This window comes from Stella humosa (assembly GCF_006738645.1).
GTDB classification, from domain to species: domain Bacteria; phylum Pseudomonadota; class Alphaproteobacteria; order ATCC43930; family Allostellaceae; genus Allostella; species Allostella humosa.
The window spans coordinates 2,717,938-2,734,104 of sequence record NZ_AP019700.1 but is presented as its reverse complement, the minus strand read 5'-3'; the positions used below and the strand labels follow the sequence as shown (position 1 = coordinate 2,734,104).

14 protein-coding genes are annotated in these 16,167 nt (G+C 69.9%); 3 read left to right on the top strand and 11 right to left on the bottom strand.

Going from position 1 to position 16,167, the window contains the following annotated elements; all coding sequences use genetic code 11:
• Positions 1 to 29 precede the first annotated feature (29 nt).
• The 7 genes from trkA to ccsA form a co-directional block, all read right to left on the bottom strand.
• Complete coding sequence (trkA, locus tag STVA_RS12795) at positions 30 to 1,406, bottom strand: Trk system potassium transporter TrkA (RefSeq protein ID WP_123688320.1); 1,377 nt, start codon at positions 1,404 to 1,406, stop codon at positions 30 to 32.
• 21 nt (positions 1,407 to 1,427) lie between these two features.
• The gene (gene ntrX / locus STVA_RS12790; protein WP_123688319.1) at positions 1,428 to 2,831 is read right to left on the bottom strand and encodes a nitrogen assimilation response regulator NtrX; all 1,404 of its coding nucleotides are present in this window, start codon (positions 2,829 to 2,831) and stop codon (positions 1,428 to 1,430) included.
• Positions 2,821 to 5,076 (bottom strand): sensor histidine kinase NtrY-like, encoded by a 2,256-nt coding sequence (locus STVA_RS12785; RefSeq protein ID WP_245978185.1) that lies wholly within the window; start codon positions 5,074 to 5,076, stop codon positions 2,821 to 2,823. Before STVA_RS12785 ends, ntrX begins: the two co-directional genes overlap by 11 nt.
• A 75-nt stretch (positions 5,077 to 5,151) precedes the next feature.
• The gene (gene ntrC / locus STVA_RS12780) at positions 5,152 to 6,597 is read right to left on the bottom strand and encodes a nitrogen regulation protein NR(I) (RefSeq protein ID WP_123688317.1); all 1,446 of its coding nucleotides are present in this window, start codon (positions 6,595 to 6,597) and stop codon (positions 5,152 to 5,154) included.
• Positions 6,597 to 7,715 (bottom strand): two-component system sensor histidine kinase NtrB, encoded by a 1,119-nt coding sequence (locus STVA_RS12775; RefSeq protein ID WP_123688316.1) that lies wholly within the window; start codon positions 7,713 to 7,715, stop codon positions 6,597 to 6,599. The genes ntrC and STVA_RS12775 overlap by 1 nt, the downstream gene beginning before the upstream one ends.
• Positions 7,715 to 8,701 (bottom strand): tRNA dihydrouridine synthase DusB, encoded by a 987-nt coding sequence (dusB, locus tag STVA_RS12770; RefSeq protein ID WP_123688315.1) that lies wholly within the window; start codon positions 8,699 to 8,701, stop codon positions 7,715 to 7,717. The genes STVA_RS12775 and dusB overlap by 1 nt, the downstream gene beginning before the upstream one ends.
• 95 nt (positions 8,702 to 8,796) lie before the next feature.
• Entirely contained in the window at positions 8,797 to 9,609 is an 813-nt protein-coding gene (gene ccsA / locus STVA_RS12765; RefSeq protein WP_123688314.1) for a cytochrome c biogenesis protein CcsA, read from the bottom strand.
• A gap of 146 nt (positions 9,610 to 9,755) precedes the next feature.
• Between ccsA and STVA_RS12760 the strand changes: the two genes are divergently transcribed.
• The 3 genes from STVA_RS12760 to STVA_RS12750 are packed head-to-tail and all read left to right on the top strand — an operon-like array spanning position 9,756 to position 11,934.
• Positions 9,756 to 10,961, top strand: coding sequence for a bifunctional 2-C-methyl-D-erythritol 4-phosphate cytidylyltransferase/2-C-methyl-D-erythritol 2,4-cyclodiphosphate synthase (locus STVA_RS12760; protein WP_245978184.1), 1,206 nt, complete (start codon positions 9,756 to 9,758; stop codon positions 10,959 to 10,961).
• Positions 10,958 to 11,437: a phosphatidylglycerophosphatase A family protein gene (locus STVA_RS12755; protein ID WP_123688312.1), complete on the top strand. Its 480-nt coding sequence runs from the start codon at positions 10,958 to 10,960 to the stop codon at positions 11,435 to 11,437. Before STVA_RS12760 ends, STVA_RS12755 begins: the two co-directional genes overlap by 4 nt.
• On the top strand, positions 11,434 to 11,934 hold the full coding sequence (locus STVA_RS12750; protein WP_123688311.1) for a CinA family protein: 501 nt from the start codon (positions 11,434 to 11,436) through the stop codon (positions 11,932 to 11,934). The genes STVA_RS12755 and STVA_RS12750 overlap by 4 nt, the downstream gene beginning before the upstream one ends.
• Here the strand turns inward: STVA_RS12750 and STVA_RS12745 are convergent.
• From STVA_RS12745 to STVA_RS12730, 4 genes are read right to left on the bottom strand one after another with little or no spacing between them, the layout of a single operon-like run.
• Complete coding sequence (locus tag STVA_RS12745; RefSeq protein ID WP_123688310.1) at positions 11,903 to 12,367, bottom strand: type II toxin-antitoxin system RatA family toxin; 465 nt, start codon at positions 12,365 to 12,367, stop codon at positions 11,903 to 11,905. The genes STVA_RS12750 and STVA_RS12745 overlap by 32 nt on opposite strands.
• 20 nt (positions 12,368 to 12,387) lie before the next feature.
• Positions 12,388 to 13,335 carry a lipoyl synthase gene (gene lipA, locus STVA_RS12740; RefSeq protein ID WP_123688309.1) on the bottom strand — a complete coding sequence of 316 codons (948 nt, stop codon included), beginning with the start codon at positions 13,333 to 13,335 and terminating at the stop codon, positions 12,388 to 12,390.
• A gap of 47 nt (positions 13,336 to 13,382) precedes the next feature.
• Positions 13,383 to 14,783: a dihydrolipoyl dehydrogenase gene (gene lpdA / locus STVA_RS12735; protein WP_123688308.1), complete on the bottom strand. Its 1,401-nt coding sequence runs from the start codon at positions 14,781 to 14,783 to the stop codon at positions 13,383 to 13,385.
• A 30-nt stretch (positions 14,784 to 14,813) separates the two neighbouring features.
• Positions 14,814 to 16,160 (bottom strand): pyruvate dehydrogenase complex dihydrolipoamide acetyltransferase, encoded by a 1,347-nt coding sequence (locus tag STVA_RS12730; protein WP_123688307.1) that lies wholly within the window; start codon positions 16,158 to 16,160, stop codon positions 14,814 to 14,816.
• Between the last annotated feature and the right edge of the window lie 7 nt (positions 16,161 to 16,167).

Here is a 16,167-nt window from a genome sequence, read left to right as displayed (position 1 = left end):
GTGTGGGATGGAAGGAATGGCTATGGGTATCAGAAATATTCGAGGCGCACGGCGAACATCTTCTCGACCTTGCGCACGGCGCCGGGTGCGGCCATCAGCACCACCCGGTCGTCGGCCTTGATGACGGTGGCGCCGCGCGGGCTGATGACGGTGGTGCCGCGCACGACCGCGCCGACGATGATGCCGGCCGGCAGGTTGATCTCGCGCAGCGGCCGCCCGACCAGGGCCGATGTCTCCATGGCCTCGGCCTCGATGATCTCGCCGAAGCCCTCGCGCAGCGTATGCACGGCGCGGATGCGGCCGCGGCGGACATGCTGGAGGATCTGCGACACGGTGATGGTGCGCGGGTTGATGACCGCGTCGATGCCGAGGTTCGTCACCAGCGGCTCGTAAGTCGGCTTGTTGATGAGCGTGACCACGCGCTCGGCACCCATGCGCTTGGACAGGATCGAGCTCAGGACGTTGACCTCGTCGTCGTCGGTGACGGCGATCACCGTCTCGGCCGTGCCGACGTTGGCCTCTTCCAGGATCTCAGTATCCAGCCCGTCGCCATTGAAGACGACGACCCCACTCAGGCGCTGGCTGGCTTCTGCGGCACGCGCCTTGTCCAGCTCGATCAGCTTGATCGACACCTGCGGGAAGCGCTCATCGATCTCCTCGGCCAGGTAGATGCCGATATTGCCGCCGCCGATGATGACGACCCGACGGCCCGGCTGCTCCTCGTGGCCAAAGGCCAGCATCGCGCGCTGGACGTGCTTGGTGTCGGCCACGAAATAGACCTCGTCGCCCGCCAACATCATCTGGTCGCGCTCGGGGATGATCGGCTTGCCGTCGCGGATCAGCCCGACCACGACGATGTTGAGGTCCGGGAACAGGCCCGAGAGCTGGCGCAGCGGCGTATTGACGATCGGGCAGTCGGCCAGGCACCGCACCCCCACCACGCGCACCAGCCCGCCCGCCATCGACAGCACGTCGAAGGCGCCCGGCACCTCGAGCTGACGGGTGATGGCGTGGGCGACCTCGATCTCGGGCGAGATGATCACGTCGATCGGCAGGCGGTCGTTGGCGAAGAGCGTCCGCCAGCGCGGCTTCAGGTAGACCTGGGCGCGGATGCGGGCAATCTTGGTCGGCACGTTGAACAGCGCATGGGCCACCTCGCAGGCGACCATGTTGACCTCGTCGGCATAGGTCACCGCGATGATCATGTCGGCCTCCTCCGCGCCGGCTTCCGCCAGCACGTCGGGGTGGGAGGCGTGGCCGACGATGCCGCGCACGTCGTGCGTATCCGACAGCCGCTGGATCAGCTCGGCCGACTGGTCGATGACAGTGACGCTGTTGCCGCCCCCGGCCAGGTAGCGGGCAATGCTGCTGCCCACCTGCCCCGCCCCGCAGATGACGACCTTCATGGCGCGCGTGCCATCGGATCGCTAGGGAGCGATCCGCAGCGAGCGCTCGTCGCCGTTGACGCCGAGCGACTTCAGCTTGCGGTGCAGGGCCGACCGCTCCATGCCGACGAAGGAGGCGGTGCGCGAGATGTTGCCGCCGAACCGGGTAAGCTGGGCCAGGAGGTACTGGCGCTCGAACACTTCGCGCGCCTCGCGCAACGGGAGGGTCATGATCTCGCCCGCCTTGTCCCAGCGCAGGACGGCGGGCGTGGTCGAGCCAATCTCGCTCGGCAGCATGTCGGCGCGGATCGGCTCGCGGCCGTCGCCGGGCGCCATGATCAGCAGCCAGTCGATGACGTTGCGGAGCTGGCGCACGTTGCCGGGCCACTCGTAGGCCTGGAGGGCGGCCAGCGCATCCTCCCCCAGCACCCGCGGCGGCAGGCCCGAGGTCTCTGCCGAACGGGCCATGAAGTGGCGGGCCAGCACGGGGATGTCCTCGCGCCGCTCGCGCAGCGACGGCACCCGGATCGGCACGACGTTCAGGCGATAGAACAGGTCCTCGCGGAAGCGCCCGGCCGCCATCTCCGCCGTCAGGTCGCGGTTGGTCGACGCGATGACGCGGACATCGACCTCGACCCGGCTGGAGCCGCCGACGCGCTCGAAGGTCTGGTCCTGGAGGGCGCGGACGATCTTGCCCTGGGTCTCCAGCGGCATGTCGGCGACCTCGTCGAGGAACAGCGTACCGCTGTGGGCCAGCTCGAAGGTGCCGACCTTGCGGCGGCCGTCCGCGCCATCGGCCCCTTCCGTGCCGAACAGCTCGACCTCCAGCCGCTCTGGCCGCATCGTCGCGCAGTTGATGACGACGAACGGGCCGTCGGCGCGGCGCGACTGGTTGTGGATGAGGCGGGCCACCACCTCCTTGCCGGCACCGGCGGGGCCGGTGACCAGCACGCGGCTGCCGGTCGGCGACACGCGCTCGATCGCCTGGCGGATCTGGCCGATGGCCGACGACGCGCCCACCAGCTCGAACGAGCCGCCGGTGCGCAGGCGCAGTTCCTCGTTCTCGCGCCGGAGGCGGGCGGCCTCGATGGCGCGCTCGATCAGCACCAGCAGGCGGTCGGTCTTGAAGGGCTTCTCGACGAAGTCGTATGCGCCGAGCTTGATAGCCGATACCGCGGTCTCGATCGTGCCATGGCCGCTGATCATCAGCACCGGCAGGCCGGGGTGCTCACGCCGCAGCACGTCGAGGATGCCCATCCCGTCGAGCTCGCTGCCCTGCAGCCAGATGTCGAGGATGACGAGGTTGGGCCGCCTGGCACGCACCGCGGCGATGGCCGCGCGCGAATCGCCGGCCTCGCGGGTCGCGTAGCCTTCGTCGCGCAGCACGCCCGCAATCAACATGCGGATGTCGGCCTCGTCGTCGACGATCAGGATGTCATGCGCCATGGGTGCCGGACTTTCTTGCGGCCGCCTCGACATCCGTCAAGGGCGTTTCGGTCGCCGGCTGCGGGACTGCGGGATAGGGTATCACCAGGGTGATCCGTGCGCCGCCGCCGGGACGGTCGTCCAGCAACAGGTCGCCGCCGTGATCCTCCATGATCTTCTTCACGATGGCGAGCCCCAGGCCGGTCCCTTTCGCTCGGGTTGTAACATAGGGTTCGGTCAAGCGTTCCCGTCCTTCGGCCGGCAGGCCGCGCCCATTGTCTTCGACAACGATCAGGGCGGCCTCTCCATCCAACGAAACCTGCACGTCGACCGCGCCGGCCGGCGGGGCCTCGCCGGTCCTGTCGCGGCCGTCGATCGAGTCGACGGCATTCTGCAGCAGGTTGGTAAGGCCCTGGGTGATCTGCCGGCGGTCGCAGCGGACCGGCCGGCGGTCGCCCGTGATCTCCAGCCCGAATCGGAGGTCGGGGCGGGCGCTGCGCTGAAGGAAGACCGCCTGGCGGCAGATGTCGGTCACGTCCTCCTCGCGCATCACCGGGGCCGGCATGCGAGCGAAGGAGGAAAATTCGTCGACCATGCGGCCGATGTCGCCCACCTGGCGGATGATGGTGTCGGTGCAGAGGTGGAACGTCTCGGGATCGGACGTGATCTCCTTGCCGTAGCGCCGCTTCAGGCGCTCGGCGGAAAGCTGGATCGGAGTCAGCGGGTTCTTGATCTCGTGGGCGATGCGCCGCGCGACATCGGCCCAGGCGGCCTTGCGCTGGGCCGACAGCAGCTCCGTGATGTCGTCGAAGGTGACGACATAGCCCTGGGTATCCTCGCCCGCCTTCTCGGCCGCCAGGCGCACGATCAGCGTGCGCTTGCGCCCGTCGCGTACCAGTTCCACCTGGTCCTGGATCGACCGGCCGTCACCCGCCCGCACCCGGTCCAGCAGCGCGGCCATCTCGGGCACCGGCTGGGCCAGATCGGCGCCGATCCACTGGTCGAGGTCGATGCCGAGCAGGACGCTGGCCGAGCGGTTCGGCAGGTTGATGGCCCCGTCCCGATCGAGACCGACGACCCCGGCCGAGACGCCGGCCAGCACCATCTCGGTGAAGCGACGACGCGTCTCGAGCTGCTGGTTGGCCTCGATCAGTTCGCCGCGCTGGGACTGGAGCTGTCGCGTCATGCGGTTGAAGGCGCGGCTGAGGGTATCCATCTCGTCGCCGTCCTGGCGCTCGCGAACCTGCACGCCGAGGTCGCCGCCGCGCACCCGCTCGGCCGCCTCGACCAGGGCGCCCAGGGGCTGGGCCAGCCGGTTGGCGAGGATGAGGGCGGCCCACACCGCGGCCAGCAGGAGCAGCAAGGCCACCACCAGGAAGACGAGCGCGAAGGTGATCTGAATGCCCGAGCCGCGCCCCTCCAGGTCGCGATACTCGGCCACCGCCTTCTCCGTCCGCTCCAGATGGCCGATGACCCGCGGGTCGATGAAGCGGCCGACATAGAGGAAGGCGCTGTTGTCCTCGTCGAGCCGGGACAGCGCACGCACGCGGTCATCGGTCTCGCTGGTCAGTACCGCGATCATGCCCGACCGTGCCTCCGCCATCGCCCATTCCGGCACGGGGTCGAATTCCAGGGCGAAGCTGATGCTGGATCGCGCCAGCACCCGGCCGGTGCGGTCGAACACCATGGCCTCGCTCAGCGAGCGCACGCGGGCCTGGGTCGAGACGATCTGGTTGAAGCGCTGCTGGTTGTTCATCAGCAGCGAGGCGTCGCGGTTGAGGTCGGCTGCCATCGCCGAGATGTCGGCGCGGATGACGTTCTGGTGCTCCTCCAGATAGGCGTAGGCGACCGCCCGCGATTCGACGACGGCGGTACGCACCGTCTCGCTGAACCAGTTCTGGATGCCGAAATTGAAAAAGAGGAACGAGAACACCGCGACGATGATGGTCGGCGTGACCGACAGCAGGCTGAAGAGGGCCACGAAGCGGACATGCAGCCGGGCGCCGGCCATGCCGCGCCGACGCTCGACCCACAGCGCCACCAGCCGCCTTGCCACCACCGCGCCCAGCAACAGCAGCAGGACGAGGTCGAGGTTGAGCAGCAGCAGGACGACGTTCGGGTCCGGCCCGAGCGGCGGCTTGCTGGTGATGACGACATAGGTGGCGATGCCCGAGACCAGGGCAGCCAATGCCAGCGCGACCGCGAGCTTGCGCCCGACGCCGAACCGCCTCAACCAGTCGAGTAGCCGCTTCGGTTGCTTCGTCACACCGACGGCGGAATCCGTGGCCATCGTTGCGCCTGCCAGCGGTGGACTCGCGAGGAGCCCGCGAGCTTGACGCCGCTATCGTACGCCGCGCACCACCTGGATGTCCAACTCGCGGATCTTCTTGCGCAGCGTATTGCGGTTCAACCCAAGGAGCTGGGCGGCCCGGATCTGGTTGCCACGCGTCGCCGTCAAGGTGAGCGAAATCAGCGGCCGCTCGATCTCGCGCAGGACACGGTCATAGAGGCCGGCGGCCGGCAGCGCCTCGCCATGGGCGGTGAAATATTCCTTCAGGTGGCGCTCGGCCGCCGCCCCCAGCCCCTCGCCCGCCGGGGCCTCGACCACCGTCGTGCCGGCGGCCGCGACCTCGGCCAGCTCCTGCTCGACGACGTCGATGCCGATGATCTCCTGGGCGTAGAGTGCCGCCAGTCGGCGGACCATGTTCTCCAGCTCGCGGACGTTGCCCGGCCAGCGATAGGATTTCAGCCGGTCCATCGCCTGCGGGTCGATCGTCTTCAAGGGCAGGCCCTGGCGGGCGACCTGGGCCAGGAAATGGCGGATCAGCGACGGCACGTCCTCGGTCCGCTCGCGCAGCGGCGGCAGGCGGATGGGCACGACGTTCAGGCGGTAGAACAGGTCCTCGCGGAAGAGGCCCTGGCGGATCATCTGGCGCAGGTCGCGATGGGTGGCGGCGACGATACGCACGTCGGTGCGGATCGAGGTGCGGCCGCCGACGGCCGTGTACTCGCCCTCCTGCAGCACGCGCAGCAGGCGCGTCTGGGCCTCGATCGGCATGTCGCCGATCTCGTCCAGGAACAGCGTGCCGCCCTGGGCCTGTTCGAAGCGCCCGGCGGAACGCGTGGTGGCGCCGGTGAAGGCCCCCTTCTCGTGGCCGAACAGCTCGCTCTCGATCAGCTCGCGCGGGATGGCCGCCATGTTGATGGCGACGAACGGGCCGGACCGGCGCTTGCCGAAATCATGCAGGGCGCGCGCGACCAGCTCCTTGCCGGTGCCGGACTCGCCGAAGATCATCACCGTCAGGTCGGTGCCCATCAGGCGAGCCAGGACGCGGTAGATCTCCTGCATCGCCGGTGACCGGCCGATGAGGGGAAGCTGCTCCTCGGCGTCGGCGGCCTCTTCGGACGCGACCGCCGGCTTGGGCTGGGTCAGGGCGCGCTCGACCGTCGAGACCAGCTCGCGCAGGTCGAAGGGCTTGGGCAGGTATTCGAAGGCGCCGCGCTCGGTCGCCTTCACGGCGGTCAGCAGGGTGTTCTGCGCGCTCATCACGATGATGCGCAGGTCCGGCCGCAGCTTCTTGATGCGCGGCACCAGGTCCAGGCCGTTCTCGTCCGGCATCACCACGTCGGTGATGACGAGATCGCCGTCCCCATCCTCCACCCACCGCCACAAGGTGGCGGCATTGCCGGTGGTCCGCACGTCATGGCCCAGGCGCGCCAGGGCCTGGGTCAGCACGGTGCGGATGGCGCGGTCGTCGTCCGCGATGAGGATGGTGGCGCCCGGCATCAGTTCCCTTCTCCCTGCTCGACCATCGGGAGCTTCACCCGAAAGGTGGTCCGGCGCTGCTGGCTGTCGAATTCGATCAGGCCGCCATGGTCGTCGATGATCTTCGCGACCAGGGCCAAGCCCAGGCCCTTGCCGCCATGCTTGGTGGTGACGAAGGGATCGAAGAGGTTGGCGCGCAGGTCTTCCGGCACGCCGCTGCCATTATCCTGCACCGTGACGACCAGCGGCAGGTGCAGGCGGCTGTCGCTGCCGGCCACCGCGAGGCGCACGCCGTGCTGGTAGGCGGTTGAAAGCACGATCTCTCCTCCTTGCTCGGGCACCGCCTCGGCCGCGTTCTTCACGAGATTGAGCAAGACCTGTACCAGCATGTCCCGGTTGCCCAGGACGGGGGGCAGAGAGGGGTCGTAGAGCTCCACGAAGCGGATGCCGCGGGCGAAGCCGCTCTCGGCCAACCGGCGCACATGCTCCAGCACCTCGTGGATGTTGACCGCGCCGCGATGGATCGGCCGGCTGTCGGAGAAGACCTCCATGCGGTCGACCAGCGCGCAGATGCGGTCGGTCTCGTCGCAGATCAGCCGGGTCAGCTCGCGGTCGGCCTCGTTAGCGTTCTGCTCCAGTAGCTGGGCGGCGCCGCGGATGCCCGACAGCGGGTTCTTCACCTCGTGCGCCAGCATCGCCGCCATGGCGCTGACCGAGCGCGCAGCACCACGATGGGTGAGCTGGTGGTCGATCCGCTCGACGATCGAGCGCGGCTGAAGCGCCACGACATAGAGCGGCAGCCCGTCGCCCAGCGGCGCCACCTGCACGCTGACGAGCTGCGCGCCGGTGCGCGGCGTATCGATGGCGACGCCATGGTCGACCATGCGCCCGCCCTGGTCCCGCACCTTCTCGACCAGCGCGCAGGCGGGGCTGTCGGGCGGCAGCAGGCTGTCGAGCCGGCGGCCGATCATCGTCGGCAGGCCCATGTCGAAGAACTGCTCGGCCGCCGGGTTGGCAAAGCGGATCGCCAACTGCTGGTCGACGACCAGGACCGGGTCGGCCAGTGTGGCCAGCACGGCGGCAGCGTCCACCTCGGGACGCGCGGTGCGCCTGGCCCAGGCGATGGCGCGGCGCCCCATCAGGCGGCCATCCGCTCGAGCTGTGGGTCGTAGAACTCGCGGATCAGCGACCGCACCCGCTCGGGCTCGTGCACCTGGTTCACCTTGGCCCGGAACTCCGACGATCCAGGCAAGCCCTTGCTGTACCAGCCGACATGCTTGCGCGCGACCATCAGCCCGGGCTCGTAGCCGTAGTGCGTCAGCATGGCGTCGTAATGCTCCAGCAGGATGTCGCGCTGGGCGGCCAGCGGCGGGTCGGGCAGTCGCCGGCCGGTACGCAGGAACTCCATGGCCTGGGCCAGGAACCAGGGCCGGCCATAGGCGCCACGGCCGATCATCACCCCGTCGGCGCCCGACTGCTCGCGGATGCGGGCCACGTCCTCCAGCGTCGTCACGTCGCCATTGGCGATGACCGGGATGCTGACCGCCGCCTTCACCTGGGCAATGAAGTCCCAGTCGGCATGGCCGGCGTAGAACTGGCAGCGCGTCCGGCCATGGATGGTCACCATGCGGATGCCGCACTCCTCGGCGATGCGGGCCAGGCGCGGCGCGTTGCGGGTGCCGTCGTCCCAGCCCGTCCGCATCTTCAGGGTGACCGGCAGCGACACCGCCTTCACCGTCGCCTCCAGGATGCGCGCGGCATGGGCCTCGTCGCGCATCAGGGCGGAGCCGGCATGGCCGTTGACGACCTTCTTCACCGGGCAGCCGAAATTGATGTCGATGATCTGGGCGCCGCGGTCGGCATTCAGGCGCGCGGCCTCGGCCATGACGTGGGGCTCGCAGCCGGCGAGCTGGACGGCCATCGGCTGCTCGTCGGCCTCGGTCGTGGCCATCCGCAGGGTCTGCCGGCTCTGGCGGATCATCGCCTCGCTGGCGATCATCTCGGACACGACGAGGCCCGCCCCGTGACGCTTCACGAGGCGGCGGAACGGCAGGTCGGTCACGCCCGACATGGGGGCAAGGATGACCGGGGCTTCGAGGGTCACCGGGCCGATCTTAATGCTCATTAGTTGGGCAATCTTTCTTAATGCTCAACAGATAGGCAGATTATACCATTCCTGCTGCACTGCAACACAAGAATTGGTGCGTCCGCCGCGGGCGTCTAGGTCCCGGCGCGGGCCAGGACGATATCGGTCACGAACTTGACGCCGGGATAGGCCAGCGTCAGCAGCAGCCACACCACCAGGATGGCCCGCGCCCCGCGTCGCCCGCGGGTTCCCCAGCGGGCATGGGCGGCCAGCAGCGCCAGGATGGCAACGAAGGCGGCGATCGACAGGACCGTCTTGTGGTCGAGCCGCAGCCAGCGGCCGAAGGTGAGGACGTCGAGCGCCATCCCGGTCACTAGACCGATCCCCAGCACGACGGCCGCCGCCCCCAGGGCGCGGAAGGCGATCCGGTCGCCCTCGGCCACCGCCGGCAGGCGCCGGGTCAGGCCGGTCGGGCGCTTCCAGCGCAGTGCCGCCTCCTGCAGCATCACGCCAAGCGAGGCGACGGCGGCGATGCCGACCAGGGCATAGGTGGCGATGGCGACCGCGATGTGGGCCCACAGCCAACCCGACACGGGCAGCCGCAGGGGCTGCTCGGGCGCCCGGCCCCAGATGGCGGCAAGCACAGCCAGGACCAGCAGGTAGGGCAGCAGCAGCGGCGCCAGCCGGGCGCCCGCGCGATCCCACATCGCCAAGCCGCCGAAGGCCGCGGCCGTCGCCGCGATCGATACCCACAGGGCATAGGCGAACCCGGTCCGCCAGCCATGCTCGCCCAGTACCAGGGCAAGCCCGGCCGGACCGGCCACCGCGACCGCCAGCGACCACCAGAACATGGGGTCGCGGCCGCCGGGCGGCGGTCGGAATGCGGCGAGCGCGGCCGGCACGAGGGCGGCCGCCGCCAGCAGCGGCAGGACGGCGGACAAGGGCATGGCCTTCTATACATCGCGGCCGGGCGCTTGCGAATGCCGCGCTCTAGCGAATGCCGCGCTCTAGCGAATGCCGCGCTCTAGCGAATGCCGGGCGCTGGCGATCCCGCCCTTCCCCACGGCTTCGCGGACGACTAGGTTCGCGCCCCATGCCGGACCCACGCCCGCCCGAGATGAATCCGTCGCCCGCCGGGGCCACCATCGCCATCGTGGTCGCCGCCGGCCGGGGCCTGCGCTTCGGCGGCGCCGTGCCCAAGCAGTATGGCCTGTTGGCCGGCCGGCCGGTCCTGCGCCATGCCGTCGATCGATTCCTGGCCCATCCCGCCGTCGATGGCGTGCGCGTCGTCATCCATCCGGACGACCTGCCGCTCTACAGCGCGGCGATGGCCGGGCTGGACCTGCCGCCGCCGGTGGCCGGTGGGGCGACCCGGCGGGAATCCGTGCTGAACGGGCTGGAAAGCCTGGCGGCCGCCCCCCCGGCGCGGGTGCTGATCCATGACGGCGCGCGCCCGCTGGTTGATGCCGAACTGATCGACCGCACGCTGGCGGCCCTGGCCAAGCATGCCGGCGCGGTCCCGGCCGTCGCGGTCGCCGACACGCTCAAGCGCTGCGGCCCGGACGGCGCGATTGTCGAGACCGTCCCGCGGCAGGGCCTGTGGCGCGCCCAGACGCCCCAGGGCTTCCGCTTCGACCGGCTGCTGGCGGCCCATCGCGGCGGCGACTTCACGATCGAGCCGACCGACGACGCCCAGGTCATGGAACAGGCCGGCGAGACCGTGGCCCTGGTCGCCGGATCGGAGGACAACATCAAGATCACCCATGACGGCGACCTCGCCCGGGCCGCCAGCCTGCTGGGCCAGGTTGCGCCCGGCGGGGGCGATATCCGCGTCGGCACCGGCTTCGACGTCCATGCCTTCGCCGAGGGCGACCATGTCTGGCTTGGCGGACTGCGCATCGCCCACGATCGCGCCCTGTCGGGGCATTCGGATGCGGACGTGGCGCTGCATGCGCTGACCGATGCGATCCTGGGTGCCATCGGAGCGGCCGACATCGGCGCCCACTTCCCGCCGACCGACCCGCAATGGCGCGGCGCCTCTTCCGACCGCTTCCTCGCCCATGCGGCGTCCCTGGTCGCGGCTCGCGGCGGCACCATCGTCCATGTCGACCTGACCATCGTCTGCGAGCGCCCCAAGGTCGGCCCGCACCGGGCCGCGATGGTCGAGCGGATCGCCGCCATACTGGGTGTGGCGGCCGACCGGGTCAGCGTCAAGGCGACCACGACCGAGGGGCTGGGCTTCACGGGCCGGCGCGAGGGCATCGTCGCCCAGGCCGTCGCCACCGTGCGGTTGCCATGAAGGTGCGCCCGCCCCTCTACTTCTTCCATCCCGCCCGCCTCGTCGCGACCGGGTTCGGCGTCGGCCTGGCGCCGACGGCACCCGGCACCTGGGGATCCCTGGCGGCCCTGGTCCCCGGCGTCGCCATGCTCCATTGGCTGGGGCCGCTATGGCTGGCGGTGGCAGCCCTGGTCGTCTTCGCCCTGGGGGCGATGGCCACGGACAAGCTGCTGGCCAACGGCGCCGCGCACGACCCGGGCTACATCGTCGTCGACGAGATCGGCGGGCAATGGCTGGCGCTGGTGCCGGCGGCCGTCGATCCGCTGTCGGTCGGGCTGGCCTTCATCCTGTTCCGCCTGTTCGACGTGTGGAAGCCGGGCCCGATCGGCTGGATCGACCGCAACCTGGCCGGCGGCATCGGCGCCATGCTGGACGACGCGGCGGCGGGCCTGGCGGCCGCGCTGGCGCTGGTAGTCGTGCTATGGTGGTTGCCATGACCGATGAAACGACGGAATCCCTGAGCGATCTGGCGACCCGCACGCTGGCCGATTGCCGTGCCCGCGGCCTGACCGTGGCGACGGCCGAATCCTGCACGGGCGGCCTCGTCGCCGCCGCCCTGACCGAGATCGCCGGCTCCTCGGACGTCGTCGATCGCGGCTTCGTCACCTACTCCAACGCCGCCAAGGCCGCGATGCTGGGTGTGCCCATGCCGCTGATAGAATCCGTGGGCGCCGTCAGCGTCGAAGTGGCCCGCGCCATGGCCGAGGGTGCCATCGCCGCCGCCGGGGTCGACATCGCGGTCGCCATCACCGGCATCGCCGGGCCGGGCGGGGCGACCGCCACCAAGCCGGTGGGCCTAGTCCATTTCGCCACCGCCCGCCGCGGCGGCCAGACGGTGGACGAGCGCCACGTCGTGCCGGGCGACCGCGCGGCGATCCGCCGCCGCTCGGTGGCGATCGCCCTCAGGATGATCCGGGAAGCGGCGGCGCGGTGACCGGTTCGCCATAGAGGGTGCGCGCGCGGGTCTCGAACGCCGCCACCATGCGGCGGACGGCCTCGTGGAACAGCACCTCGATGATCTTCTGCAGCGTGCGCGAGCGGAACTCGAACTCGACGAAGAAATCGATCCGGCAGCCGCCCTCGGCCGGCTCGAAGATCCAGTGGTTGTGCAGGTGCTTGAACGGCCCGTCGCTGTAGACGACGTCGATGCGCGTCTTGGGGGTCAACGCCACGCGCGAGGTGAAGCGCTCGCGGATCATCTTGAAGCCGATCATCAGGTCGGCCACCACGGCTGTCTGGCTGCGCTCCCGGATGCGGGCGGCGACGCACCACGGCAGGAACTCCGGATAGCGCTCTATGTCGGCGACAAGGTCGAAGAGCTGCTCCGGCGTATAGGGAAGCAGCCTTTGCTCGGCGTGCGTCGGCATCCTTCTGGCGATCGGGCGCCCTAGGCGACGCCGGACAGGCGCGCCTCGCGGGCCGCGCGCAGGCGCACGAAATCGTCGCCCGCGTGGTAGGAAGAGCGGGTCAGCGGCGACGCCGACACCATCAGGAAGCCCTTGGCGTAGGCATGGGTCTGCAGGCTGGCGAACTCGTCCGGCGTCACGAAGCGGTCGACGCGGTGGTGCTTGGGCGTCGGCTGCAGGTACTGGCCGATGGTCAGGAAATCGACGTCCGCGGCGCGCAGGTCGTCCATCACCTGCAGCACCTCTTCCTTCGCCTCGCCGAGCCCGACCATGATGCCCGACTTGGTGAAGATCGACGGGTCGTGGCGCTTCACCTGGTCGAGCAGGCGCAGCGAGTTGAAGTAGCGCGCACCCGGCCGCACCTCGCCATAGAGGCGGGGCACGGTTTCGAGATTGTGGTTGAATACGTCCGGCCGGGCCGCGGCCACGACCTCGATCGCGCCCTCCTTGCGCAGGAAGTCCGGCGTCAGCACCTCGATGGTCGTCCCGGGCGCGAACAGGCGGATGGCGCGGATGGTGCGGGCGAAGTGGTCGGCACCGCCGTCCGGCAGGTCGTCCCGGTCGACCGAGGTGATCACCACATGCTTCAACGCCAGCTTGCCCACGGCCTCGGCCACCCGCTCGGGCTCGTGCGGGTCGAGCAGGTCTGGCCGGCCGGTGGCGACGTTGCAGAAGGTGCAGGCGCGCGTGCACACGCTGCCCAGGATCATCACCGTCGCGTGCTTCTGCGACCAGCATTCGCCGATGTTCGGGCAGGCCGCCTCCTCGCACACCGTGCGCAGGTTCAGGCCGCGCATCAGGTCGCGCGTCTCGGCATAGACGCGCGAGGTCGGCGCCTTCACGCGGATCCAGGCCGGCTTGCGCTGGATCGGGTTGTCGGGCTTGTTGGCCTTCTCGGGGTGGCGGACCTGGTCCGCGGGCTGCGCCATGACCGGCGGATGCTCCTGGGTTCTGCGCGCGAGCGCTGCGGCAAGGCTTAGAAGTGGAGCGCGCGGCCGTAGGCGTCAAGCACGGCCTCGTGCATGACCTCGGAAATGGTCGGGTGCGGGAAGGTCGTGCCCATCAGGTCGGCCTCGGTCGTCTCGAGCGTGCGCGCGATGGTGTAGCCCTGGATCAGCTCGGTCACTTCCGGCCCGATCAGGTGGGCGCCCAGCAGCTCGCCCGTCTTCGCGTCGAACACGGTCTTGGCCAGCCCCTCAGTCTCGCCGAGCGCGATCGCCTTGCCGTTGCCGATGAAGGGAAAGCGCCCGACCTTCACCTCGTAGCCCAGTTCCTTGGCCTTCTTCTCGGTCAGGCCGACGCTGGCGACCTGGGGCGCGCAATAGGTGCAGCCGGGGATCTTGGTCACGTCCATGGGATGGACGCCCTTCACGCCGGCGATGCGCTCGACGCACAACACCGCCTCGTGCATGGCCTTGTGCGCCAGCCAGGGCGCGCCGGCCAGGTCGCCGATGGCATAGACCCCCTTCTCGCCCGTGGCACACCACTGGTCGATCACCACATGGGTGCGGTCGACCACGACCTTGGTGCCTTCCAGCCCCAGCTTCTCGACATTGCCGACGATGCCGACCGCCAGGATCACCCGCTCGGCCGTCACCTGCTGCGTCTTGCCGCCGGCCTCGATCGTCGCGGTCACGCTGTCGGCGGCCTTCTTCAGGCCCTTCACCTGGGCGCCGGTGACGATCTTCATGCCCTGCTTCTCGAACGCCTTGCGGGCGAAGGCGGAGATTTCCTCGTCCTCCACGGGCAGGATGCGGTCGACCATCTCGACCACCGTCACCTCGGCGCCGAAGGTGCGATAGAAGCTGGCGAACTCGATGCCGATGGCACCCGACCCGATCACCAGCAGCGACTTCGGCATCCGCTCGGGGACCATCGCCTCCTTGTAGGTCCAGACGAGCTTGCCGTCCGGCTCCAGCCCCGGCACGGAGCGGGCGCGGGCGCCGGTCGCCAGGATGATGTTGGCGGCGGCCAGCGTCGCCACGGGCTTGCCGTCCTTCTCGACCGCCACCTTGCCGGCACCGGCCAGGCTGCCATGGCCGTCGAACACCGTGACCTTGTTCTTCCGCATCAGGTGCTTGACGCCGGCCGAGAGCTGCTGGGCGATGCCGCGCGACCGCTTCACCATCTTCTGGGCGTCGAACGCGATGCCCTGGGCCGACAGGCCGTAGGCCTCGGCATGGGTCATCAGGTGATAGACCTCGGCCGAGCGCAGCAGCGCCTTGGTCGGGATGCAGCCCCAGTTGAGGCAGATCCCGCCCAGGTGCTCGCGCTCCACCAGGGCCGTCTTCATGCCGAGCTGCGCCGCCCGGATGGCCGCGACATAGCCGCCGGGGCCGCCGCCGATGACGACGAGGTCGAACCGTTCTTCCGCCATGAGGGCGTCCTTTCGCCGGGCTCGCCTGCCTTACAGCAGCATGCTGAGCGGGTCTTCGATGTAGCCCTTGAAGGCGCTGAGGAAGCGCGCGCCAACGGCACCGTCCACCACCCGGTGGTCGACGGACAGCGTGCAGGTCATCTGGGTGGCGATCGCCAGCGCCCCGTCCTTCACCACCGGCCGCTGCTCGCCGGCACCGACCGCCAGGATGCAGGCCTGCGGCGGGTTGATGATGGCCGAGAAGGTGGGAATGCCGAACATGCCGAGATTGGACACGCTGAAGGTCCCGCCCTGGAACTCGTCGGGCTTCAGCTTGCCGTCCTTGGCCCGGGTGGCGAGGTCGCGCATCTCGTCGGAGATGGCGGCCAGGCCCTTCTGGTCGGCCTTCTTGATGATCGGCGTGATCAGCCCGTTCGGGATGGCGACGGCAACCGAAACGTCGACCTGCTCCCAGAAGAGGATGCCGTCGTCGCTCCAGGACGCATTGGCCTGCGGCACCTTGCGCAGGGCCAGCGCCGAGGCGCGGATGACGAAGTCGTTCACCGACAGCTTGTAGGCGTCCGACCGGCCGTTCAGTTCCTTGCGGGTCGCCAGCAACCGGTCGATCGTGCAGTCGACCGACAGGTAGAAGTGCGGCACCTGCTGCTTGGATTCGCTGAGGCGGCGCGCGATCGTCTTGCGCATCGAGGTGTGCGGGTCGAGCCGGTAGGGAATGCCGCCCGCCAGCAGGGCGATATGGTCCTTGCCGGCGGCCGGGGCGGCAGCTGCCACGGGTGCCGGTGCCGGCTTGGCGGCCGCGGCTGCCGGGGCGGCTGCTGCAGCGGCCGGGCTGGCCGCCTGTGCCGGGGTCGCCGGCGCCTTGCCCAGCGCCCCCTCGATGTCGGACTTCACGATGCGGCCATTGGGGCCCGAGCCGCTGATGCCGGCCAGGTCGACACCGGCCTGGGCGGCCATCCGGCGCGCCAGCGGCGAAGCCGAGATGCGCTCGTCCGAGGCCTTTGCCGCCGCTGCCGCGGGCTTGGCCGGGGCCGGCTCCGCCTTCGCGGGTGCCGCCTGGGCGGCCGGTGCGGGCTGTGCCTTGGCCGGTTCCGCCTTCTTGGCCGGGGCGCCGCCGTCCAGCGCGGAGTCTTCCTCGTCCTCTTCCAGCAGGATTGCGATCTCGGTGTTCACCTTCACCGCCTGGGTGCCCTCGGCGACCAGGATGCGGCCGATGCGGCCCTCATCCACCGCCTCGACTTCCATGGTCGCCTTGTCGGTCTCGATCTCGGCCAGCACGTCGCCCGCCTTGACCGTGTCGCCTTCCTTCTTGTGCCACTTGGCGAGGTTGCCCTCGGTCATCGTCGGCGACAGGGCCGGCATCAGAATCGGAATGGGCATCGCGATG

Bases quoted from the DNA above. Each gene is read 5' to 3' on its own strand.
- trkA (WP_123688320.1), bottom strand. From the start codon at position 1,406: ATGAAGGTCGTCATCTGCGGGGCGGGGCAGGTGGGCAGCAGCATTGCC.
- ntrX (WP_123688319.1), bottom strand. From the start codon at position 2,831: ATGGCGCATGACATCCTGATCGTCGACGACGAGGCCGACATCCGCATG.
- ntrC (WP_123688317.1), bottom strand. From the start codon at position 6,597: ATGCCGGGCGCCACCATCCTCATCGCGGACGACGACCGCGCCATCCGC.
- STVA_RS12775 (WP_123688316.1), bottom strand. From the start codon at position 7,715: ATGGGGCGCCGCGCCATCGCCTGGGCCAGGCGCACCGCGCGTCCCGAG.
- dusB (WP_123688315.1), bottom strand. From the start codon at position 8,701: ATGAGCATTAAGATCGGCCCGGTGACCCTCGAAGCCCCGGTCATCCTT.
- ccsA (WP_123688314.1), bottom strand. From the start codon at position 9,609: ATGCCCTTGTCCGCCGTCCTGCCGCTGCTGGCGGCGGCCGCCCTCGTG.
- STVA_RS12760 (WP_245978184.1), top strand. From the start codon at position 9,756: ATGCCGGACCCACGCCCGCCCGAGATGAATCCGTCGCCCGCCGGGGCC.
- STVA_RS12755 (WP_123688312.1), top strand. From the start codon at position 10,958: ATGAAGGTGCGCCCGCCCCTCTACTTCTTCCATCCCGCCCGCCTCGTC.
- STVA_RS12750 (WP_123688311.1), top strand. From the start codon at position 11,434: ATGACCGATGAAACGACGGAATCCCTGAGCGATCTGGCGACCCGCACG.
- STVA_RS12745 (WP_123688310.1), bottom strand. From the start codon at position 12,367: ATGCCGACGCACGCCGAGCAAAGGCTGCTTCCCTATACGCCGGAGCAG.
- lipA (WP_123688309.1), bottom strand. From the start codon at position 13,335: ATGGCGCAGCCCGCGGACCAGGTCCGCCACCCCGAGAAGGCCAACAAG.
- lpdA (WP_123688308.1), bottom strand. From the start codon at position 14,783: ATGGCGGAAGAACGGTTCGACCTCGTCGTCATCGGCGGCGGCCCCGGC.
- STVA_RS12730 (WP_123688307.1), bottom strand. From the start codon at position 16,160: ATGCCCATTCCGATTCTGATGCCGGCCCTGTCGCCGACGATGACCGAG.